The sequence below is a fragment of the Aminobacter sp. P9b genome (genome assembly GCF_045345995.1).
GTDB lineage: Bacteria > Pseudomonadota > Alphaproteobacteria > Rhizobiales > Rhizobiaceae > Aminobacter > Aminobacter niigataensis.
Genome location: NZ_CP150082.1, coordinates 3,044,119 through 3,066,406 on the forward strand (window position 1 = coordinate 3,044,119; position 22,288 = coordinate 3,066,406).

21 protein-coding genes and 1 pseudogene are annotated in these 22,288 nt (G+C 61.3%); 16 read left to right on the forward strand and 6 right to left on the reverse strand.

Annotation, left to right across the window (positions count from 1 at the left end; genetic code table 11):
- The first annotated feature begins 2 nt into the window (after positions 1 to 2).
- The 3 genes from WHT83_RS15045 to WHT83_RS15055 are packed head-to-tail and all read left to right on the forward strand — an operon-like array spanning position 3 to position 5,014.
- The gene (locus tag WHT83_RS15045; protein ID WP_406871630.1) at positions 3 to 404 is read left to right on the forward strand and encodes a DUF6950 family protein; all 402 of its coding nucleotides are present in this window, start codon (positions 3 to 5) and stop codon (positions 402 to 404) included.
- Positions 405 to 2,477, forward strand: a complete 2,073-nt coding sequence (locus WHT83_RS15050) for a fibronectin type III domain-containing protein (protein WP_406871631.1) — start codon at positions 405 to 407, stop codon at positions 2,475 to 2,477.
- A gap of 38 nt (positions 2,478 to 2,515) precedes the next feature.
- A complete protein-coding gene (locus tag WHT83_RS15055; RefSeq protein ID WP_406871632.1) occupies positions 2,516 to 5,014 on the forward strand; it encodes a glycosyl hydrolase family 28-related protein in 2,499 nt (832 codons plus the stop codon).
- Between the two features lie 22 nt (positions 5,015 to 5,036).
- On the opposite strand, the gene WHT83_RS15060 is transcribed toward WHT83_RS15055, so the two are convergent.
- Positions 5,037 to 6,149 carry an acyltransferase family protein gene (locus tag WHT83_RS15060; RefSeq protein ID WP_406871633.1) on the reverse strand — a complete coding sequence of 371 codons (1,113 nt, stop codon included), beginning with the start codon at positions 6,147 to 6,149 and terminating at the stop codon, positions 5,037 to 5,039.
- Positions 6,150 to 6,236: 87 nt separating this feature from the next.
- Here WHT83_RS15060 and WHT83_RS15065 point away from each other — a divergent pair, with 87 nt between their 5' ends.
- Genes WHT83_RS15065 through WHT83_RS15085 form a run of 5 tightly spaced genes read left to right on the forward strand, consistent with a single transcriptional unit; the run spans position 6,237 to position 7,844 of the window.
- The gene (locus tag WHT83_RS15065; RefSeq protein ID WP_406871634.1) at positions 6,237 to 6,905 is read left to right on the forward strand and encodes a glycoside hydrolase family 108 protein; all 669 of its coding nucleotides are present in this window, start codon (positions 6,237 to 6,239) and stop codon (positions 6,903 to 6,905) included.
- Position 6,906: 1 nt separating this feature from the next.
- Entirely contained in the window at positions 6,907 to 7,080 is a 174-nt protein-coding gene (locus tag WHT83_RS15070; RefSeq protein WP_406871635.1) for a hypothetical protein, read from the forward strand.
- A gap of 1 nt (position 7,081) precedes the next feature.
- Positions 7,082 to 7,321 (forward strand): hypothetical protein, encoded by a 240-nt coding sequence (locus tag WHT83_RS15075; protein ID WP_406871636.1) that lies wholly within the window; start codon positions 7,082 to 7,084, stop codon positions 7,319 to 7,321.
- Positions 7,318 to 7,536 carry a hypothetical protein gene (locus tag WHT83_RS15080; protein ID WP_406871637.1) on the forward strand — a complete coding sequence of 73 codons (219 nt, stop codon included), beginning with the start codon at positions 7,318 to 7,320 and terminating at the stop codon, positions 7,534 to 7,536. Before WHT83_RS15075 ends, WHT83_RS15080 begins: the two co-directional genes overlap by 4 nt.
- Complete coding sequence (locus tag WHT83_RS15085) at positions 7,533 to 7,844, forward strand: hypothetical protein (RefSeq protein ID WP_406871638.1); 312 nt, start codon at positions 7,533 to 7,535, stop codon at positions 7,842 to 7,844. Before WHT83_RS15080 ends, WHT83_RS15085 begins: the two co-directional genes overlap by 4 nt.
- Positions 7,845 to 8,349: 505 nt before the next feature.
- Here WHT83_RS15085 and WHT83_RS15090 read toward each other — a convergent pair.
- The 4 genes from WHT83_RS15090 to WHT83_RS15105 form a co-directional block, all read right to left on the reverse strand.
- A complete protein-coding gene (locus WHT83_RS15090; RefSeq protein WP_406871639.1) occupies positions 8,350 to 9,114 on the reverse strand; it encodes a GGDEF domain-containing protein in 765 nt (254 codons plus the stop codon).
- A 428-nt stretch (positions 9,115 to 9,542) separates the two neighbouring features.
- On the reverse strand, positions 9,543 to 9,989 hold the full coding sequence (locus WHT83_RS15095; RefSeq protein ID WP_406871640.1) for a MucR family transcriptional regulator: 447 nt from the start codon (positions 9,987 to 9,989) through the stop codon (positions 9,543 to 9,545).
- A 428-nt stretch (positions 9,990 to 10,417) separates the two neighbouring features.
- Positions 10,418 to 11,050, reverse strand: coding sequence for an outer membrane protein (locus WHT83_RS15100; protein WP_406871641.1), 633 nt, complete (start codon positions 11,048 to 11,050; stop codon positions 10,418 to 10,420).
- Positions 11,051 to 11,192: 142 nt separating this feature from the next.
- Positions 11,193 to 11,366, reverse strand: coding sequence for a hypothetical protein (locus WHT83_RS15105; protein ID WP_406871642.1), 174 nt, complete (start codon positions 11,364 to 11,366; stop codon positions 11,193 to 11,195).
- Positions 11,367 to 11,426: 60 nt separating this feature from the next.
- On the opposite strand from WHT83_RS15105, the gene WHT83_RS15110 reads away from it, so the two are divergent.
- The 8 genes and pseudogenes from WHT83_RS15110 (at position 11,427) to WHT83_RS15145 (ending at position 21,368) form a co-directional block, all read left to right on the forward strand.
- Positions 11,427 to 11,729 (forward strand): hypothetical protein, encoded by a 303-nt coding sequence (locus WHT83_RS15110; RefSeq protein ID WP_406871643.1) that lies wholly within the window; start codon positions 11,427 to 11,429, stop codon positions 11,727 to 11,729.
- A gap of 3 nt (positions 11,730 to 11,732) precedes the next feature.
- Positions 11,733 to 12,014: a hypothetical protein gene (locus tag WHT83_RS15115; protein ID WP_406871644.1), complete on the forward strand. Its 282-nt coding sequence runs from the start codon at positions 11,733 to 11,735 to the stop codon at positions 12,012 to 12,014.
- Between the two features lie 196 nt (positions 12,015 to 12,210).
- Positions 12,211 to 12,885, forward strand: a complete 675-nt coding sequence (locus WHT83_RS15120) for a protein-L-isoaspartate O-methyltransferase family protein (protein ID WP_406871645.1) — start codon at positions 12,211 to 12,213, stop codon at positions 12,883 to 12,885.
- A 167-nt stretch (positions 12,886 to 13,052) separates the two neighbouring features.
- Positions 13,053 to 14,435 (forward strand): TolC family outer membrane protein, encoded by a 1,383-nt coding sequence (locus tag WHT83_RS15125; protein ID WP_183261609.1) that lies wholly within the window; start codon positions 13,053 to 13,055, stop codon positions 14,433 to 14,435.
- A gap of 749 nt (positions 14,436 to 15,184) precedes the next feature.
- Positions 15,185 to 15,415 (forward strand): annotated as a pseudogene (locus WHT83_RS15130) (PopZ family protein); the annotation flags it as partial.
- 143 nt (positions 15,416 to 15,558) lie between these two features.
- Entirely contained in the window at positions 15,559 to 18,342 is a 2,784-nt protein-coding gene (locus tag WHT83_RS15135) for a valine--tRNA ligase (RefSeq protein ID WP_406871646.1), read from the forward strand.
- Positions 18,343 to 18,707: 365 nt separating this feature from the next.
- Entirely contained in the window at positions 18,708 to 19,838 is a 1,131-nt protein-coding gene (locus WHT83_RS15140) for an outer membrane protein transport protein (RefSeq protein ID WP_406871647.1), read from the forward strand.
- A gap of 714 nt (positions 19,839 to 20,552) precedes the next feature.
- Positions 20,553 to 21,368, forward strand: coding sequence for a tetratricopeptide repeat protein (locus WHT83_RS15145; RefSeq protein ID WP_406871648.1), 816 nt, complete (start codon positions 20,553 to 20,555; stop codon positions 21,366 to 21,368).
- A 121-nt stretch (positions 21,369 to 21,489) separates the two neighbouring features.
- On the opposite strand, the gene xth is transcribed toward WHT83_RS15145, so the two are convergent.
- Complete coding sequence (xth, locus tag WHT83_RS15150) at positions 21,490 to 22,281, reverse strand: exodeoxyribonuclease III (protein WP_108608325.1); 792 nt, start codon at positions 22,279 to 22,281, stop codon at positions 21,490 to 21,492.
- Positions 22,282 to 22,288 lie beyond the last annotated feature (7 nt).

Genomic DNA, 22,288 nt, shown 5'->3' on the forward strand with positions numbered 1-22,288 from the left:
CAATGCCCGATTGGAAAGCAGAGGTCTCGGCGTTCATCGCGTCCGAGAGCGAGAAGCCGTTCGCCTGGGGCCTGACGGACTGCGCCACCACCGCCGACCGGTGGGTCTGTGGCGTGCTCGGGGCGTCGCCGCTGCGGATCTTCGGGCGGGTGCATCATGACGAGGCCGAAGCTCGCGAATGGCTGTCACAGCCAGGCGGCATCGCCGTCGCTGTCAATCGTGTCACTCGCAACGCAGGTTTGATGAAGACGGCCGCACCGGTGGCCGGCGATGTCGGCCTGATCATTCACCGCGAAAAGCTCTGCGTCGCCATCCATGCCGGTGGCTTCTGGTTCTCGCGCGATTCCGACGGGCTGATCGGCGCGCCGCTCGCTTCTGCCTGGAAAGCCTGGAAGGTCGTCTGAATGCCCGGACTGATCGAAAGCTTCGTGCTGCTGGCTCTGACGTCGGCCGGCGTGACCGGTGCTGCCCTGACTGTCGGCGTGTCATTGATTGCGGGTGCCATCGGCATCGGTCTTAGCGTGGGCTTGTCCTATCTCGCATCGTCGTTGTTTCGGCCCGAACCGCCGAAACCGGAAGATGTGCAAGTCTCTATCAAAAGCCCGGTGGCACCACGCCAAAGGCATTATGGCCGGGTGAAGGCCTCGGGCTCGTGGGTGTTTGCCGAGAGCAAGAACGGGACGCTGTACAAGGTCATCGCGCTCGGCACTGGCGAACTGGACTCGATCGAGGAATTGTGGATTGACGACAAGATCGTCACCGTCAACGGGAATGGCGACGTCCAGGAGCACCCTTATCAGTGGAAGCCAGGAGACTATCGCCTCCGCATCCAGACACGGAAGGGGCTGGCCACCGAAACTGCCTATAGTGACGTTTCGGCAGCGTTCCCCGAATGGACCTCGGCACATCGTGGTGATGGGGTCTCGTCGCTCTATGCCCGCCAGCGGGCCGTTGGCGCCGAACACCTGACGGAGTTTTTCCCCAATCTCTCCAACACGCTCTATCGTGTGGTGGCGCGCGGGTCGAAGGTCCACAACCCCTCCACCGGCCTGAACGCATGGAGCGATAATGCCGCGGCGGTGATCCGCAACTACGTCACCCATGCCGATGGTATGCGGTTGCCATTGGCGCTGGTGTCGACGCCCCAAGCGGCGGCGGGGTGGCTGGCAGCCTACAATCGCGCCGCCGAGGCTGTTGCGCGAAAAGCGGGCGGCACAGAGCCACGCTATCGGCTTTGGGGCACGTATCGCTTCGACGAACGACCGGCGGACGTTCTGGGCCGCATGCAAGATTGTTGCGATGCGCGCATCGTGCCGACCCCTGACGGTGGCGTGACGCTCGATATCGGCACATGGGAAGACCCGACCGTCACCCTCGACGAGGATGCGATCGTCGGCTTCTCGGAGCTGTCACGGGGCCGGGACATCCTGACCACAGCGAACACGATCCGGGCGACCTATCTGTCACCGATCCATGACTACCAGTCGACCGACGCAGACCAGTGGATCGATGACGCCGACGCGGCTCTGCGCGGCGAGATCGCCATCGACAGGCAGTTCCTGCTGGCGCCGAGTCACGGCCAGGCGCGCCGGTTGATGAAGCTGGCGGCCTACCGGGCCAATCCGTCGTGGATCGGCGGCTTCCAGTGTAACCTCAAGGCGCTCGCCGCCTTTGGCAAGCGCTTCGTGCGTATCCGATATCCGCTGTTCGGCATCGACGAGGTTTTCGAGGTGCAGGACTTTCGCTTCAACATCGGCGAGGGCGGCATCCTGACCGGCGTGTCACTGCAGGTGATTTCGATGCCCTCGGCGGCTTATGCCTGGGATGCCGTGGCCGAAGAGGGGACGGCACCGATCAGCGAAGACGTCGTCGTCGACCGGACCATTCCACTGCCGACCGGCTTTTCGTTTGGCGTCAACCGCATCACCGTCGGCGGCCAGCAGGTGCCTGTCGGCGTGATCCAGTTCAACCTGGCGCCCGCCGGGCTGCTCATCGAGGGCCGCTACAAGCGCACCGCGGCATCTGAATGGCAGGTGATCCCGATCGGCGATGAGGCGATCGAGGCACAGACCGGTGCCTTATCCGACGGTGACCAGTACGAGGCGCAGGTCCGTCACACCACAGTGACCGGCCGGCAAGGCGCATGGACCGCTAGCCAGACCGTCAATGTGGTGGCGGACACCACCGCACCGGCTGTCGTCACCAACGTCACCAAGACTGGCGGCGTGGGTATCGTCGATCTCGGCTGGAAGAGCCCGAACAGCGCCAACTATGTGGCGGCCAATATCCGCCGCAACACCGTCAACACCGAAGGCACGGCAACGCTGGTGCGCACCGAATATGGCGGCCCCTCGGCCAATGACACCTGGCAGGACACCGGCCTTGCCGCCGGCACCTATTACTACTGGATCAAGGCCCGCAATGCCTCCGGTGTCGAAAGCGCCAGCGTGGCCACCGGATCCGTGATCGTCACCTAACCCCTGAAATCTGAACATTCGAACATCTGGAGCCTGGCATGGTTGATCTTGCCTCGATGATCTTTCGCGACTTCGAAACCGATGGCGTTCCGGCCTCGGGAAAACATAAGCCGAATAAGTCGAAGATCCGCGAATGGGGAGCCTATCTCGAAGGGTTCATCACGGCATTCCTCGCCGGCGGGGGTCTGATCTTCGACACGCGCGCCAACCTGTTCGCTGCTCTTGCGCATCCGGCGAATTCGCAGGCCTGGGTAATCGCTGATCCGACCGTCGCCTATAGCGGCATCTATCGGAAGCTCGGCGCGTCGGGTGCCGGTTCTTGGACCCGTGTCGCCGATCTGCCCTATAGCTTCATCCGACTGAATGATGCCGGCGCGGGCACGGCGAATGCGATTATTGCCACGTCGAGTATTCCGCTTCCCGGTTCGGCCTCGGCTGCGCTGTTGGTCATGAACGTGTTCGAGGCCAACAGCGGTCCGGTGACAATCGCTGCCAACGGGGCCCCTGCAAAACCACTGAAGACAAGCGCCGGCAATGACCTCGCGTCGGGCTATCTCACCGCCAACATGATGCTGTCCTTCATCGACGAGGGCGCAAACTTCAGGCTTTTGTCTGATGTCGCCAGCGCGGCAATCCAGGCGGTGGCCGAAGCGGCGGCTGGTGCGTCGATAGCAGCTGCAGGCGTAGCAGAAGGCGCCCGGGATGCTGCTGTAGCTGCCGCGGCGACGTTCCTCGTTCTCGACGAAGACGACTTCGCATCAAACAGCGCTACGCGGCCGCCTTCGCAGCAAAGTGTGAAGGCGTATGTCGCTGCTAACGGCGGAGACATTAAGGAAGTTGCGACGCGAACGGCGCTCAAAGCACTCGACACGACGAAAGATACAAGTGCTCTCCTCACTGAAGCAGGCCGCGAGGGTGTGTTCGTCTGGAAGGCGGGCAACTATTCGACGCAGATCGCGACGGACACAGCAGAAGGCGTGTACGTCAAGGCGAATGCCGTAGCCTCGGCGTCAGGCTCTTGGGTGCGCGTATTCAGCGGACCCGTGTCCGTCGAATGGTTCGGCGCTGTGCTGGACGGGGTGACGGACTGCACGGCAGCCATCAATGCGGCGGTCATCCTTCAGGGGACGCTAGGCGGTGGCGGCGTATGGTTCCCCGAAGGGACCGCCTTGCTCTCCGACAGCAATCCTGGCGCGGTGAACTGGGACAACAACCGCGCAATCTACGTTGGACATAGTGGCGTACACCTGATCGGCAATGGAAAGAAGACGAAGCTTCTGCTCGCCAACCTGGCTGACTGCCATGTCATCCAGATGGGCCAGCGGGTCACCTCCGTCGTCACGGTAAGCGATGTTAAGGTCTCTGGCTTCGAGATCGACGGCAACAAGGCCAATCTAACTCCGCCGACAGAGCTGAGCGACCATTGGAGCGGTGTTACGGTCTCGTCCGGCTGCAACCGCATACAGATCGAAGACATGGTGATCCACGATTGCCAATATTACGGCATCGGGATGCAGCGCGACAACATCAACAACTCGTCAATCAAGCGCTGCGAGATATACAACACCAACGCTGACGGCCTGGACTGGAAGGACGACAACGACAACACCTATGGCAACGTCGTGGAAGACGTCGAGGTCCGCAACTTTGGCCAGCACGCGGCGGTGTTGACCGGACAGGCGGGTATCGACCTACGATCGGGCGTCGCGGCAACGCGCCTCAAGGTCTCCGGCTTCGCCGGTGTGTCGGCTTCGGTCGGCATTCGGGTGCAGAATGGCGTTCCGGCCGCTACACCTAACCAGCCAACCTCCATCCGCGATTTTATCGTGCGCGGCAACAACGAGGCCAACACCCAAGGCGTCAGGGTCGCGACGCGCTACGCAAAGCTTTCGGCTGGCTACGTCAAGTCGATTGGAGGTGACGCGTACAACATGTCGGATGGCGACGCTCGGCTATCCGAACTGATCGCGGAAGGGTGCATCGACGGGTTTCGATTCTGGCAGAATGCCGGGGCCAGTGTCGAGGCTGATGTTGCCTCTATGTTTGGCCTCATTGCCCGGTCTAACAGCGGTACGGGCATCATCCTTGACAGCGTGGACGAGATCACGATCCTCGGCGCCGACGTCCGCGGCAACGGTCTTGGCTACGATATTCGCGCGGGATCGACACTCATCCGCATCATTGGCGGGTCATGCGCCGGGAACACGGCGGCGATGGTCAACAACGGCGTATCGACCATGGTCCGAAACGTTTCGGGCCTTCGCACCAGGGCGAAGGTAAACCAGAACGTCGACATCGCCGCCACCGGTATCAAGAGCATAACGTTCGCCCATGGGCTGGGCGTCACGCCTAGCCTAAGCGATGTGCGCCTGACGATGGTCCGAAACACCAACGTCGGGGACTGGTCGGCGGGTTTCCTGTGGGCCACCGCGGTCGATGCGACCAACGTATCGGCTCAAATGCGCGTGTTGACTGCTTCTGCGACGGGTGGCGCGACGGTGACGGTGACGCTGGACGTTGATGCCCTGGCCCACTGATCCGATGGTGGAGTGATGGCAGTCATTCGGCAGGCGAGCGAATAGCCTGCCGGCGCTCCGAGACCCACTTCAAGAACATCCTTCCAAGGTTCTGGCCTGGAATTTCAATCCATTTGAAGCTGCACCACGCGACCACTGTCACGATGGGAATAGTCATGGCTATCGATGCGCCCAACTTGAACCACAGGGAAATCGGCAAGGCATAGATAGCTCGATATGCCGGGAAAAGGGCAAAGATCACGAAGGGATGCCAGAGATACATCGAATAGCAGATCTTTGCGTAAAAGCGCGTGACCACGTTCGAAAACAACGGGATGGGACTGATGGACAGTCCGATTAGAAGGGTCGCGTAGCCAATCGCCGTCAGATGGTCCATTTCGAAGCTGGTGTTGGCATACTTGTTCAGAGCCATCACCCAGACCAGGCTTAGGCCGAGGCAAGAGATGAGCCAGCCAACCGACGGATCGATCTTCCGGTCTTTGACATACTGGTAGACGTCGAAGGCGATCATCCCGATGACGAAAACCGGAAAGTGGTGAAGCAAATTGTAGTGGCTATAGCGCCGGGCCAAGGTCGGGTCGCTGATCAGGGGCGTGACATACTGATCAAAAGCGTACACCGCCCATGCAGCGAGGATTGCAAAGGTGATCTTTTGCCAGGTCGTTCGAAGGCGGAAATAAAGGAGCGGGAAGATCAGATAGAACGGTAGCTCGACACCGATCGTCCAACTCGCCCAAACGATGCCGGTGACCCACTGAGGGTTGAAATTGAAGACGATGAAGATCGTCGCGAGGATCTTGCCCCAGTCGAACGTCATGTCGCGCCAGACGTAATCTCGCCAGATCGTCAGCGGGAGCATGAAGTAGTACAGAGGCAGGATGCGGAAAAGCCTCGCTACCGCATAGCTGAGCATCGGGCGGTCATGCGAGAAGTGCCTTGGCATCGTGTAGCTGAGCGAAAAGGCGCTGATCACAAAGAACAGGATCACGCCTGATCCGCCAAACTCTAGAAAAACCTTCGCCGCGCGGGGATACTGAATAGCTGGCACGAAAACGGTGTGAAAGATCACCACGTAAAGAACGGCCAGTCCGCGCCCGTCATCAAGAAAATCCAACCGGTCTCGGCGCTCGGCCATTCTGAGTCGCTCCGAACAGAGATCGGCTAGCCATAAGATAAAAGTGGCGCCGCCTCAACGGCCCTTGTTTCATCAAAGGAACCTCACATGGACCGCAACTTCGCGCGGGCGCTTTCGCTCGTCTTGAAACATGAGGGTGGCTGGTCAGATCATCCGGCCGATCCAGGCGGCGCCACCATGAAGGGCGTCACGCTGGCGAACTTCCGCCGATACGTGAAGCCGAACGCGACCAAGGACGATCTGCGCAAGATTACCAACGAGCAGGTGGCCTCCGTCTATCGGCGCTTCTACTGGGAGGCCGTGCATGGCGCCGAACTTCCCGACGGGGTCGACTATGCCGTGTTCGACTTCGCGGTGAACAGCGGGCCCGGCAGGGCGGCCAAGTACCTGCAGGGTGTCGTTGGTGTTGCCCAGGACGGCAGGATCGGCCCGGCCACGCTGGCGGCGGTTCGAGCCAAGCCGCACGCCGCGGTCATTCATGATCTCTGCGACCGCCGCATGGCCTTCCTGCGCGGACTGAAGACCTTCGGCACCTTCGGCAAGGGCTGGTCCTCTCGCGTCGCTGGTGTCCGTTCCGAGGCGCTGAAGATCGCCGCGCCGAACACGGGCGAAGTCATCGCCCCGAAGCCCATCACCCGGAAACCGGATGAGACAAATCCGTCGCCACCTGCCGCCGAACCCGCCAAGGGCTTGGCCTTCTGGCTGCAACTCATCGGCAAGGCGATTGCCGCGCTCTTCTCGAAGAAAGGACACTGACATGCGCAAGTATTCGAAATTCTTCGTTGCGGCGTTCGGCATCGGTGCCTTGATCGGGCTGCGGCACTTCGAGGTCGACATCCCCGGTCTCGACGCGATCGTGCGCGACCTGATCGTCGGTGCTCTGGTTGCCGGCGGCGTCTATCAGATCCCCAACCAGCCGGCGGATCAGTGACATGACGGCGCTCGTCCTGTCCTTCATCAGCAACCCGACGCTGCTCGCCATCATGGGCGGCGTAATTGCGGCACTGGTGGCCTTCCTGAAAGGCAACAGCCGCGGCGCTCAGAAGGAGCGGGCCAAGCAGGCCGCGGAGGAAGCCAAGGCCCGCGACATCCGCGACGAGGTGCAGAACGACGTCGGCGCCATGCCGGCCGATCAGGTGCGCGCCGAACTCGCCAGGAGGGCCAGCAAATGAAGCGCCGGCTCGCCGACATCATCACCCGCATCCTGCTGCTGATCGTCGTCCTGACCGGGTTGGCGGCCTGCACGACGGCGAAGGGTAGTTTCTGCGAGATCGCGCCGGATCTCCGATATTCGCAGCAGGTGTACGACGCCATGTCAGACGCCGAGGCAGCACGGCACCTGACCTATCTCAAAACCCGCGAGGAGCTGTGCAGGAGGAAGCCATGAGCGACCAAAAGCACTTCGGCATGGATATCGACATGAAGATGAGCCTGGGGAACATGATCACCATAGGCGTCCTGCTGGCGACGATCATCGCCGGGTGGTCTACGTTTCAGGCTGATCTCACGTCGGCGAAGGCCGAGATTGGCAAGAACGCCATTCGGATCGAGCGACTGGAAACCCAGAGCGGCGACATGAAGGACCGGCTCACCCGTATCGAGGTGACGCTGCAGAACATGTCGATCCAGATCGATCGCGCGGTGCGATTTCTTGAGCGCTCGCCGAGGGAGGCTGACCCAACCCAAAGCCCCTGACCATTTTCCCAGCGCCAGCGGTATGCTACCCTGGCGCCCTGAGTGGTATGAAAACTGCCCCGCTGCCGAAAGGTGGCGGGGCTTTTTTGTGTTTACCTGGAACTTAGGCTGCATGTGTCGGGTTATGAGCATGCCCGGTTCGAGGTGGGCTACGTGGTCTTATCCTTTCAGCCACGTTTTGAGGTGAAAGCCTGCCGGTCAGTTCGCCTCCGGCAGGCTTTCTCACGCTAGGGGAACTATCTGCCCGCTGTTGAATTGTGATGCCGGAGCGCCAGGCAACGACCCGAACCGTCAGGCGCTCTTGCATGGGGCCTGCCGTGAACCCTCCCGGCAGGCCTTTGTATGATTACCCCGTCTGCCTTGGCGTCGTCTTGCCCCGCACCCGGGTTTTCCCGTTACCAGCTTTAAAATTGTCTATGACCGTGGCAACATTCACCCCGCGCCGCACTGTATCCATTTTGAAACCGGTTCTTAGGTTCCGCGCGACGAAGCTCGAGAGAACCTCTCAACCCGTCTCACTAGTCTTTCGCTCTGCCATCTCGGCCAGGGCGTCTTCGACAACGACCGTGTTTCGCCCGCGGCCCTTGGCGTCGTAGAGACAGCGGTCGGCTTGTCGCATCAGCTGCGATGTCAGGTGGTGTCCCCGTGTGAGCGCGACGCCGATGCTGATCGTCAGGGGATAGTGTTTGCCATCGTCCGGTTGAAAGACGAGCCTTTCGACCTCGACGCGGATCCGTTCCGCAATCTGGACCGCGTCATCGCGGCTGGCAGCCGGCAGGAAGACGCAAAATTCTTCTCCGCCGATGCGTCCGACAATATCGAGTTCCCTTGTGGTGCGGTCAATCGCGCCGGCAATGAGCTTCAGCGCTTCGTCACCGACAAGATGGCCATATGTATCGTTGATCTTCTTGAAATGGTCGGCGTCAATAAGAGCAAGCGCCCCGGTGTCGGTCCACCGCCTGGCCATCTTGAACTGTTCGAAGAAGGCCTCGCGGTTGAGAAAGCCGGTCATCTGATCCCGGTTGGCCTTGGCTTCCAGCTTGACATGGAGTTCACGCAGCTCTGCGAGCGCCCGCTTGAGCCTGGCGGTCTGCCAGAAGACGTACAGCCCGGCTGGAAAGGCCGTCAGCACGGGCAGGATAGAATTCATCAAGAAGACGAAGAGGGTAAAGGGCTGTCCTGCTGCATAGCGCGTCGCGAAGGAAACGACCTGACTGACGGCGACGACCGCGACCGTGACTGAGCAGGCCTTCAACATGATTTTGAGCATATCGGCCCCAGCATTCAGGAGTGCTCATCCCATGCCGGTCATTAACAAGTCGTAAGATAGTGCGCGCCCTGATAGTTGGATGCCGGCCCCTGAGCGGGCCATATCTCACGAGCTGGATATTATTGCTGATACGTTTTGATATATGGTCGCGGCGTGGAGCGCGCCCCCCAACCCCCGCCCCGCGCTCTACCAACAACTAGCACTTGCCTGCGAGGCCAAATTGAAAAACCCGCTCCTGTTGGGGAGCGGGGTCCTCCTTCCCCCCGGCGCTGTGCCGCACGCTTTTACACAAGCAAAGAGCCTCCCTTGATGGTCGGTCATTCATATTAATCGCTGCGCTGGCGGGGCCAGCCGTGGTCGCCCGCGGCAGCCCTTTTGAACTTGCCCGTCGAGTTCTTGGTCGTCCAGCAAACGGATGATGCGGCGGATTAAGCCTTGGCCTTGCGCGGCTTCTTCGCCGGCAGCGCTGCAGCTGGCTTGCGGCCGAGACCCAGCTTCTTCGCCAGTTCGGAGCGCTTAGCCGCGTAGGCCGAAGCGACCATCGGATAATCGGCAGGAAGCGACCACTTAGCGCGATACTCTTCAGGGGTCAGACCAGCAACCGCCAGGTGTCGCTTGAGCGTCCGGTACTGTTTACCGTCTTCCAGGCTGATCAGGTATTCCGGGGTGATGGTCTTCTTTATCGGCATGTGGGGCTTGAGCGGCTCTTCGAGCGCCGCTGTCGGGGTGCTCAGGCTGCTAATGCTGGCGTGAATCTGGGCGATCAGCCCAGGAAGCTCTGCAGGGGGTACGGGGTTGTTGGAAACATAGGCCGCGACTAGATCAGCAGTTAGCTCAACAAGCTGGTTGGTCGGCTTTGGCAATAGTTCGGTCATAAGCTTACTCCAACAAAATGACTTCGTAGAACGTATTCTCTCATGCGGCTGAGATTGCAATAGCCCGTCCTTGGGGGCTTCGCTATCGCAAGATTTGGCGATTGACACGAGCAGTGGAACCTCGGCGCTTTTCCCGAGTTCTGCATATGCACACAACGTGGCTTTTGTCCTTAGGCTCCGTTGATCCCGAAACTGAGGCCCTGCCTGCGAACACGCGGCGGGCCCCTTTTTTATTGCGGTATCAAGGCTTCGGTCACGGTTGCGTGGCGCAGCTTTTCCTCACCGCGTAGACGCTTGGTCATGACCTTCAAGACAGGCTGCACTGGCACGGTCATGCTAAGCTGCTCCGGCCCGACGAAGCTTTTTGTTGGCGCAAACAAAAACCCCGGCGCGAGGCCGGGGCTTGAGAAGTTCAGGCGGGCCGCCGTTCAGAACTTGTAGGCCACACCGAGAAGCACGTCGTGCGTTTTGACGTCGTACTCGTGCGTGTGTGAGCCTTCAAAGGCAAACTCGTCTTTGCCGAAATCCGAATACAGGTACTGGCCTCTGACAATCAGATTGTCCGTCACCGCCCACTCGACGCCGGCGCCAACGGAATAGCCGGTCATTGTCTTCTTGGCGATATCGTCGCCATCACCATCATGATCGGCTTCAAAACTGGCGATGGCTACACCGGCAGTCAGGTAGGGCATGAAGCGGTCAATCGCGTAGCCAACCCGACCGCGGATGGATCCACCCAGTTCCTGGCTTAGAGGAAGCGTGAAATCGTCTTCCGGTTCGGCGGTTCTGAAGTTCAGATCGCCCTCGACGCCCAAGACCACATTGCTGAACTGGACGTTGTAGCCCGCGTATAGGGCTCCAGCGAAGCCGCCGTCGCGACGATCGAAATAGCCGTTTTCCAATTCATCGTAATTGATAGACGCCCAGCCAATCGCGCCACCGACATAGACGCCGGACCAGTTGTAGGCTGCTGCGCTCTCATCGACCACGACGGTGTCGGCGGCAGTCGCAGCGGTAGAGATTGCAACCAGTGCGGCTGCTGCCAGAAGAATCTGTTTCATCAAAGCCCCCAATCAATTAGCGGGCAATAACAAACTAATCGGTTGAGCGAAAGTGGACGCTATCCAATAGGTTGCAACTGGCATCTCTTATGTCACTTCGTTGCAACATTTTAGCTAGTATGAATATAGCCCTGATGCCGCATCAAACGACGTACTTCTCGCCCTCGGCCTTGTGGTCGTAGCAGAACCAGTGCGGCGCCTGCTTGCCGACGGCGAAGCCCCGGCCACCGTCCTTCTTGCAGCCGACGTGTTCGCAGTGGTGCTCGTAGAGGCCGCTCGGCGGCCTGTGCGGTGCGGTGGATTGTTCGTCGCTCATGCCCATAGGTTAGCGCGATGTGAATTGACTCCGCAAGGAGTTTGTTCCTATTTCGTTCTCATGCCGCAGCCGAACAAATCGAAGCCCTTTCCGCTGTCCAATCTGAATGATGGGCGTCAGCTCGTGCGTGTCCGCTGTGCCTATTGCAAGCGGACGCACCACTACTTTCCAGGCGACCTGATCCAGATTTTTGGCGACGTGGACGTCGACTCGCTGATGCAGAGGATGACATGCGAGGCCGGCGACCACGGCCTCATGAAGGTTGAGGCCGTCTATCCGACCGGCAAGGAAGCGGTGGGCATGAAGATACGGCGCCTGGTGGCGATCAAGATCCGGCGCGTTCCAGTCTGGCGGGAGGAATAATCGATGACGCGCCGGCCCACCAGAAGCGAGCATCTGACCGATAGCCAGATCGAGGCGATTGTCCTGGCGGCAATCCCGCTGCGCGAGGCGATCCAGAGGTGCTTCATCGCTCTGAAGCCGTTCAACGAAACCTATTCGCTGCTGAACGATCACGTTGATGGGCTGGACGCAGTTCTTGAGAAAATCTCCGGCCGCTCGATCGACCACCGCGGGCGCGATCTCGGGCTGCTTCCGCCGCAGCCTCGGCAAAAGCCGGAGCGCCGGGCTCCTGGCCAGAGGCGCTAGGGTGTGGCAGCGTCGTTCCTAAGTCATTGATTGACTGTGTCGCGGATTTTTGCCACACCGCCCGCTAAATGCATGCTCGAATTGGGTTCGCGGCTTCCGGGCGAGGCCTCCAGCTTCCTTGGCAACCGCCGCCGAGGACCGAATTCGGGCACAGTCACATTTGCGCGTCATGCGCCGAAGGCGGGCCTGTTTGAAAATGAACGCTGATTTTTCCGAACGTCGCGTGAAGATGGTGGACGGCCAGGTCCGCACCACCGACGTGACCGACGCTGCCATCCTTTCCGCCATGCTTTCGGTGCCGCGCGAGGCGTTCGTCGACAGCGCCCAGCGCGAGCTTGCCTATATCGACGAGGACCTGCGCTACGGTGTGACCGCCGACAGCGACCAGCCGCGCTACCTGATGGAGCCGTCGCCCTTCGCCAAGCTCGCGCAACTGGCCGAGATCGGTCCGCGTGACTTCGTGCTCGATGTCGGCAGCGGCACCGGCTATTCCTCGGCCGTGCTGTCGAAACTCGCCAGCTCGGTAATCGCACTCGAAAGCAATCCGACGCTCGCGGCAACCGCGACCTCGACCCTTTCCTCGCTTGGCTGCGACAACGTGGTGGTGGTCTCCGGGCCGCTTGCGGCAGGTTATGCCTCGCAGGCTCCCTATGACGTTATTTTTGTCGGCGGCAGCGTCGAGCAGGTGCCCGATGCGCTGCTCGCCCAGCTCAAGGAAGGCGGCCGCCTGGTTGCCGTCGAAGGCCGCGGCAACGCCGGCGTGGCCAGCGTTTACCTCAAGGCAGACGGCAATGTGACGGCCCGCAGGGCGTTCAATGCGGCAGTTAAGCCACTACCTGGCTTCAATCGCACACGCGAATTTGAGTTCTGAGCGCCTTTTTCTTGCTGTGCGCAACGCGTCGTGATGTTCTAAGACCGGACGAGGGTGATTTGATTCTGGACTGTTTCAGTCTGGAATCAGCGCATTAGGCCGGTTTCGGCGAGGGGCACTTCAGGCTGCTTCCGGGCAGCTCGCCGCAGAATGAATGAGGGACGCGCGTGTCGTTTTTCCGTAAAAGTGTGTTTGCTGTAGCTCTGGTCTCTGCCACGGCGCTGTCGCCGTTGTCGGCCTCCGCGGAAACGATCCTCGGAGCTTTGGCAAAGGCCTATCAGAACAACTCCCAGCTCAATTCGGCCCGCGCCGGTGTGCGCGTCACCGACGAAAACGTCGCGATCGCCAAGTCAGGCTGGCGTCCGACGATCAATGGCTCCGCCAGCATCGACTATTCTACGACCCGTAGGAATTCATCGACGAGCCATCTGACGACCGGTTCGTTCGGCGTCGAGATTCGCCAGTCGCTGTTCGACGGCTTCCAGACCAAGAACAATGTGGCTGCCGCAGAGGCACGTGTTCGGGCCTCCAATGAGAGCCTGCGCAACACCGAGCAGAACATTCTGTTCAACGCGGCAAGCGCCTACATGGATGTGATCCGCGACCGCCAGGTGGCGGCGCTGACCGAGCGCAACCTGCAGTTCCTGGGCGAGCAGGTACGGGCCGCGCGTTCGCGCTTCGACGTGGGCGAGGGCACCCGCACCGACGTCGCCCAGGCTGACGCATCCCGCTCGGCGGCACTCGCCCAGCTCAGCGCTGCCCGGGCCCAGGCGCTGTCGAGCGCAGCCATCTATCGCCAGATCGTCGGCGACGAACCGAAGAACCTGAAGGCGGCATCGCCGCTCGCCAAGCTCCTGCCCAGGAGCCTTGAGGGCGCTGCCTCCATCGCAGCCGATCAGCATCCGGCGATCCTTGCTACCGGGCACCTGGTCGACGCGGCCGGCTTTGCCGTCAAATCCGCGGAAGGCGCGCTGCTGCCGCAGCTGTCGGCTTCGGCAGGCGTTTCCCAGATCAATCGGGATACTGCCGGAGCGACTCCTGGCACGCAGGATGGCTGGTCGACGTCGGCCAATATCGGCGCGACGCTGACCGTGCCGATCTACCAGGGTGGCCGGGCCTCGGCGACCGTGCGCCAGTCCAAGGAATCGCTTGGCCAGGCCCGCATCGAAGTCGATGTCAGCCGTGATCAGGTGCGCGCCGCGGTGACCTCCGCCTGGACGCAGTACACCGCGGCCCGCGAGGCCGTGGCAGCCAATCGCGAAGTGATTTCGGCTGCTCAGCTTGCACTTAGCGGCGTTGTCGAGGAACGCAATGTCGGCCAGCGCACGACGCTCGACGTGCTGAATGCCCAGCAGGACGTTATCGACGCCCAGATTAACCTGGCGACCGCCGAGCGCGATGTCGTGGTTGCGAGCTATGCCATCCTGTCTGCTGCCGGCAATCTGTCGGTCGAACGGCTTGGGCTGAACGTCACGAAGTACCGGCCGGAAGAACACTTCAATGCCGTCAAGGACAAGTGGATCGGGCTGCGGACGCCGGACGGTCGCTGACCTTCCGCACCCCGCGTGCGGGATTTGAGGCGGGCGCCTGCTCTTTTGGAGCGGGCGCCCGTTGTCGTTTGCGAACCCCCTTGTGAGGTAATCTGTTGAAATCGCCGGGGCTGTCCGATTGGGGATTCTCGAAGGGGAATCAGTCGGCTACGCTAAAGCACTGATTCGAAGCTCGTTTCGACGGGCGGGTTTTGTAACCTGTCACAAAGGCGGCGGATGTGACGATGGCCCAGGCTAGCAGCGCTCAGCGCGAACCCTCGATGGAAGAGATACTCGCTTCCATTCGCAGGATCATCGAGGACAACGACACCGGACGACGCCCGGCAGTCGACTTCGAGCAGATGCGCCCGGAGCCGGAAGACGATCGCGGTGACCGCAATATCATCGAGGTCGAGGCATTCAGGGCGGAACTCCAGGCTGCCAAGCCGGCGCCGGTCGAGGTCAAGCCCGTTGAAGCCGTGCAGGTTCCGACTGCACCCGAAGGCAAGGCAGCCGAGCCCCGCGCCGTGACGTGGCCGCCGGCAGATCCGAAGACGGCTGAAGCAGTCGTGGCAGAGGCCGCTGCATTGCCGCGCACGCCGACGGCGAGCTGGGCGCCAAAGTCCACCCTGGCGGTAGAGCAGATGGAGCGGCTGGCCGGCCCCGCGCGCGAACCCGAAGTCGAAGCTCCTGTCTCAGCAGCGAGGGGCGAAGCTGCTGCGTCCCCGATCGAACCTGCAGCTTCCCCGATCGAGCCGGCAACTGCCGAAGAGCCCTTCGCTGTGAAGCCCGCGATTATCTCCGAGCAGGCTGGCCGCCAGGTTTCGGCCGCCTTCGGCGAGCTCAACGACGCCTATGCGGCGCGCAGCCGCAAGTCGTTCGACGACATTGCCGCCGACATGATGCGGCCGATGCTGCAGGATTGGCTCGACAACAACCTGCCGACGCTGGTCGAACGGCTGGTACGCGAAGAGATCGAGCGCGTGGCCCGCGGCGTGTAGTGATTTCGGCCTTGCCGACATGAAAGCGCCGCCTTCGGGCGGCGTTTTCGTTTCTGGTTGCGGCAGGCCATGCTGTTGACTTGCCCCCACCCATCCGATTTACACCGGACCAGCAAAATCCGGACCAAACGGAACCAATTCCGATGCTTGAGAAGACCTACGACGCCAAATCAGTCGAACCCAAGATTGCCAAGGCCTGGGAAGACGCCGATGCCTTCAAGGCCGGCGCGGGTGCTGCCGAGGGCGCGGAGCCGTTCACCATCGTCATCCCGCCGCCCAACGTCACCGGCTCGCTGCACATGGGCCACGCGCTCAACAATACCCTGCAGGACATCCTCGTGCGCTTCGAGCGCATGCGCGGCAAGAACGTGCTGTGGCAGCCGGGCATGGACCATGCCGGCATCGCCACCCAGATGGTGGTCGAGCGCAAGCTGATGGAAAAGCAGATCCATCGCCGCGACCTGACGCGCGAGCAGTTCGTCGAGAAGGTCTGGGAGTGGAAGGACGAATCCGGCGGCATGATCTTCAACCAGCTGAAGCGGCTGGGTGCCTCCTGCGATTGGTCGCGCGAGCGCTTCACCATGGACGAGGGCCTGTCCAAGGCCGTCATCGAGGTGTTCGTCACGCTGCACAAGCAGGGCCTGATCTACAAGGACAAGCGCCTTGTGAACTGGGACCCCAAGCTGCTGACGGCGATCTCCGACCTCGAGGTCGAGCAGCATGAGGTCAACGGCAACCTCTGGCACTTCCGCTATCCGGTCGAGGGCGAGGTCTACGATCCGGAGAACCCGAGCACCTACATCACGGTTGCGACCACAAGGCCCGAGACGATGCTGGGCGATACGGCTGTCGCCGTTCATCCCGACGACAAGCGTTATGCGCATCTCGTCGGCAGGAACGTCGTGTTGCCGATCGTCGGCCGCAAGATTCCCGTTGTCGCCGACGAATACTCCGATCCGGAAAAGGGTTCGGGCGCGGTCAAGATCACGCCGGCGCACGACTTCAACGACTTCGAGGTCGGCAAGCGGAACAATCTGCCGGCGATCAACATCCTGACCGTCGAGGCCAGCATTAACATCGTCGACAATGACGAGTTCCTCGAAGGCCTCGAGCGTAGCGACATGCGCGACGGCGTCTGGACTCAGCTTCACGGCCTCGACCGCTTCGCGGCGCGCAAGCTGGTGGTCCAGATCATGGAAGAGGGCGGTTTCCTCGACAAGATCGAGCCGCACAAGCACATGGTGCCGCATGGCGACCGTGGCGGCGTGCCGATCGAGCCGTATCTGACCGACCAGTGGTGGGTCAACGCTGCCGAGATGGCGAAGCCCGCCATACGCAGCGTGCGCGAGGGGCGCACCAACTTCGTGCCCAAGAACTGGGAAAAGACCTATTTCGACTGGATGGAAAACATCCAGCCCTGGTGCGTTTCGCGCCAGCTGTGGTGGGGACACCAGATCCCGGCCTGGTATGGCCCGGACGGCCACGTCTTCGTCGAGCGCACCGAAGAAGAGGCGCTCGATGCGGCGGTCCAGCACTATCTCGCTCTTGACGGGCCGTGGAAGGCCTGGGTCGAGGAGCAGCTTGAGAATTTCGAGCCCGGCAAGATCCTGACCCGCGACGAAGACGTGCTCGACACATGGTTCTCGTCGGCACTGTGGCCGTTCTCTACGCTCGGCTGGCCGGACAAGACGCCCGAGCTCGATACCTACTACCAGACCGACGTTCTGGTGACCGGCTTCGATATTATCTTCTTCTGGGTCGCCCGGATGATGATGATGGGCCTGCATTTCATGGACGAGGAGCCATTCCACACGGTCTATGTCCATGCGCTGGTTCGCGACAAGAGCGGCCAGAAGATGTCAAAGTCGAAGGGCAACGTCATCGATCCCATCGAACTGGTCGACGAGTACGGCGCCGACGCGCTGCGCTTCACGCTTGCGATCATGGCCGCCCAGGGCCGCGACGTGAAGCTCGACCCGGCGCGCATCGCCGGCTACCGCAACTTCGGCACCAAGCTGTGGAACGCCACGCGTTTTGCCGAGATGAACGGCGTGGCGCGTAACGACGAGTTCTGGCTCAACGATGCCAAGCTTACCGTCAACCGTTGGATCCTGACCGAACTCACCCGCGCCACGCGCGAGGTGACGGCGTCGATCACCACCTACCGCTTCAACGAAGCGGCGGGCGCGGCCTACCGCTTCGTCTGGAACACCTTCTGCGACTGGTATCTGGAGCTGCTGAAGCCGATCTTCATGGGCGAGGACGAGGCGGCCAAGGCCGAAAGTCAGGCAGTCGCGGCGTTCGTGCTGGACGAGATCTATAAGATGCTGCATCCGATGATGCCGTTCATGACCGAGGAGCTGTGGGCGCACACGGCGGGCGAGGGCAAGGAGCGGCCGTCGCTGCTGTGCCATGCTGCCTGGCCCTCGCCCGACTTCGAGGATGCGGCCGCCGCTGCCGAGATCAACTGGCTGGTTGACCTGGTCAGCGGCATCCGCTCGGTGCGCTCGGAGATGAACGTGCCGCCGGCGGCGATCGCGCCGCTGGTCTTTGTCGGTGCCAATGACGAGACGCTTGAGCGCCTCAAGCGCCATCAGTCGGCTATCGCGCGCTTGGCCCGTGTCGGCGAGATCACGCATGAGGCGGCAGCGCCCAAGGGTGCGGCCCAGATCGTCGCCGGCGAAGCGACCGCTTGCCTGCCGCTCGGCAGCCTGATCGACCTCACGGCCGAAGCCGCGCGGCTGCAGAAGGAACTGGCCAAGACGACCGAGGAGATTGCCCGGCTGCACAAGAAGCTGTCGAACGAAAAATTCGTCGCTTCCGCGCCCGAGGAGATTGTCGCAGCCGAGCGCGAAAAGCTCGAGGACTATCGCCAGACGCAGGAAAAGCTCGACACCGCGCTGTCGCGGGTTCGCGACGCCGGCTGACGATTCGAGGCTGAAATCCTGCCGCGGAATGACGCTGCGGCAGGGGCGTCTTTGGCTGCCGGAACGGGCGTGCCGCAGCGTAAATTGTGGTCGATGTAACCGTTTTGCGCCTGATTGTTGCCATAATGTAACAAGGCGCTGATATACCCGCAAAAACGCCGATTTCCGGATAGGGTTCTCCGGATTTTCCTGGAAATCTTTCCGGTGGAAGAGCGAAATCACCAAAATTGACGTTTGCGTAAGCGGAAGGTCAGCGGCGATGGCCGAGCCTGGCCGTAGCGCCGCCGCGTTTGCAAAAAATCAATGTTGCGTGATCAGAATGAAATCGGTCAATTCTCATCGCGAGCATTCGGGAGAGGACACAAATGAACATTTCGCGTCTCACAAAAGCGCTGCTGGGGGCAACGGCGCTGACGATCGTGGCGGCAAGCACGGCTCAGGCAGGCGGGTTTTCGCGCGGTACGGCCGATACGGATATTCTGTACGAAGAGGGCAATTTTAACCTGCGGACTGGTGTCGTGATAGTATCGCCCACCAGGAAGTTCACGGACAATAAGTTCAATCCCGCGCTTGTTGGAGTGGACTACGCTGACACTTACGCGATTCCTTCCGCTGCAGTGAAGTTCAAGATTTTCGAGGACATGAACTGCGCTGGTACATATACCCAGTCTTACGGGGGCAGTGCCACTTGGCCGACCCCCAGTGGACCTGTTCAGAAGCTCAACGAGGACTTCAGCGTCAACGAATTCGGCGCAACCTGTGGTTATAAGGTTGATCTGGGCAAGGGCCGGCTTTGGTTGCTCGGCGGCGTGTTCATGGAGTCGGTGAAATACGACCTTGTTGCCGTCTCTGGCGCCCTTTCGGGTACGCTCCATGACACTGGCATGGGATGGCGTGCAGGTGTCGCCTATGACATTCCCGAGATCGCGCTGCGTGCGCAGTTGATGTATCGTTCTGGGTTCTCTGTCGATGCCGACGGAACTGCTCTCCTTATGCCACCGTTGACGCCGGGCGCGGTCACGCGCCCTGCAACTGGCACGGCGGACTTGCCCCAGAGCGTCGAGATGAAACTGCAGAGTGGCATCGCTCCTGGCTGGCTCGCCTATGGTAGCGTGAAATGGACCGATTGGTCTGTAACCAAGGAGCTTATTCTGAATGTTCCTGCTGCAGGCCTGCAGAGCAAGAACGAATACTTTTGGCGTGACGGTTGGACAGTCACGGGTGGCATTGGACATGCGTTCACGGACCGCATATCGGGTACCGTCTTTGCGTCGTGGGATCGTGGGGTTGGAACTGGCTGGGATTTGACGGCCGAAACTTATACGTTAGGCGTCGGGACGTCGATGAAAGACGCGCTTGGTGGGGAACTCCGGCTTGGAGCCGCCGCCATCCACATGGGTGAGGTGTCTGAAACTAAGTACGTCCCAGTATTGAACCGCACTGTTGGGGCTGCCTGGGGCTTTGCCGTTTCCGCGGGCTACTCGGTCAAGTGGTAGCGACCACCTCCTAATCCTCCAAAAGCCGGGCCTTGTGCCCGGCTTTTTTGTTGCCCCCGGCGCGTTTGCCATTCGGAAACCATGGCGCGGCAAGTCGGCAACAGTTGTGACGATTCGGCAACACTTTTGCATCAAGCTTTCGGCTAAGAAACCAAGCGGGGCAATTGCCCATTTCCCGCCATAAACCCGGCGCACCCCGGATAGGTCTTCGGACCAGAACCCGGGATGCCCGTGACGGGACATCGGACGACATGTGCAAGGGGCCGCAATTCTGCGGCAGGAACAGGAATGAACGCCAAGGCGATCTTCAAGGCCAAGCTGCCCAGCCGTCAGACGACGGCAGCGTCGGCGCATGCGCCTGCCTGTTCTTTGCCCGCGAGATTTCGCGCCGTGCGTGGAAGTAGTCTTGATGTCGTCGGCGCCCGGACCAAGCCTGCACAGCATGTGCGCGATCGCGGTTGCTTGCAGGAATTTGGCCGTACTTTAGTCGAAAACAGCGCGCATCTTGACGTTATCGATGTTCAGGACATGGCGCGTCCGGCCGAGCGGATCGGCATGACGCAGTCCGGTGTCGAACTCGCGGAGAGGGCGAAAGAATGGAAGCCGTGCCCGACTGCCCAGCGGTCGGGAACGATCTCGAATTGTGCCGAAACCGTCCCGTCGGACAGCAATGGCACGGTCACCCACCCAGGTGGGCGGAAGAAACGCACTGCTATGCGCATATCTGAGTTGGTAAGAGCATCAGCCTATTCTGCGCTTGTCGCGGCTTCCCTGTTGGGCGCCGCCGGCGAGGCGCAGGCGTTCGACGACAAGGTCTTCGACGACAAGACCGGCGTGAAGCCGGAGTCGAGCCCGTGGGCGGTGTTCCAGTTCGGTTTCTCCGCCTACAAGAGCGGCCACAAGGACCAGGCTGTCGAAGCCTATCGCTACGCTGCCGAAAACGGCCAGATCGGCGCCACCTGGAAGCTCGCCCGCATGTATGCCGAAGGCGATGGCGTTGCCCAGAACGACTACGAAGCCTTTAAGTTCTTCTCTGAGATCGCCGAGCAGGACGTCGAGCCCGGCTCGCCCGAGGAGAGCTATGTCTCCGACGCGCTGGTGGCGCTCGGCGGCTACATGAAACATGGCATTCCCGGCAGCCCGGTGTCGGCCAATCCGGTCGCAGCGCAGGAATACTACATGCGCGCCGCCGCCAACTACCGCAATCCCAATGCCCAGTTTGAAATGGGCAAGATGTTCCTCAAGGGCGATGGCGGCGTGAAGGCCAGCGTCAGGCAGGCCGGCCGCTGGCTGCAGCTTGCCGCTGAAAAAGGCCATGCGGGTGCCCAGGCGACGCTCGGCAATCTGCTCTTCGAGAGTGGCAAGGTGGTCCGCGGTCTCGCCATGATGACCGCAGCCCTTGAGCGCGCCCAGCCGGCCGACCAGCCCTGGATCAGGGGCATGCAGGAAGAGGCCTTCGCGCTCGCCGACGAATCCGACCGCCGCACCGCGATCTCGCTGGCCGAAGACATCCTGACCAAGGGCCAGTAGGCCCTAGCTGCCAGTTGCGGGCGTTTGCTGCCGAGCACGTGGAAAGCCAGGCCTCCCACGTTTCGTCTCCCAGCATTGAACTGACTGCTCCTGCCGCCCTGCCGGCTCTGGCGGGCTTGCCTCAGGCGGCCACGAGATTGAGGTCGATCGCCACCGGCACGTGGTCCGACGGCTTTTCCCACGCACGCACATGCTTTTCGATCGACGCGGAAGTGAAGCGGTTGGCTGCCTCCGGCGACAACAGCAGGTGGTCGATGCGGATGCCGTTGTTCTTCTGCCAGGCGCCGGCCTGGTAATCCCAGAAGGTATAGACGTCGGGCTGGTCGGTGACCGAGCGCACCGCCTCGGTGAAGCCGAGGTTTTCGAGCCGCCGGAAGGCCTGCCGCGTCTCGGGCTGATACAGCGCGTCGCCCAGCCACAGCTCGATGTTGCGGGCGTCGATCGCCTCGGGAATGACGTTGTAGTCGCCGGCAAGTACCAGCGCCTCTTCGAGCGCCAGCCGCTCGGCCGCCCAGCGTTCCAGCCTTGCCATCCATGAGAGCTTGTAGGGGAATTTTTCGGTGCCGACGGGATTGCCGTTGGGCAGATAGAGCGAAACCACGCGCAAGGCGCCCTTGTCGGTCGAGAACACACCTTCGATGAAGCGCGCCTGCTCGTCGGAATCATCTCCCGGCAGGCCGCGATTGACTTCGTCGAACGGCAGCTTCGAAAGTATAGCGACGCCGTTGAAGCCCTTCTGGCCATGTGTTTCGACGTTATAGCCGAGTGCCTCGATCTCGAAGCGGGGAAATCCTTCGTCGACAGTCTTTATTTCCTGGAGGCATACGATGTCGGGCGCGCTTTCCTTGAGCCAATGCAACAGGTTGTCGATGCGGGCTCTGACGCCGTTGATGTTCCAGGTCACGATCTTCATGAATTTC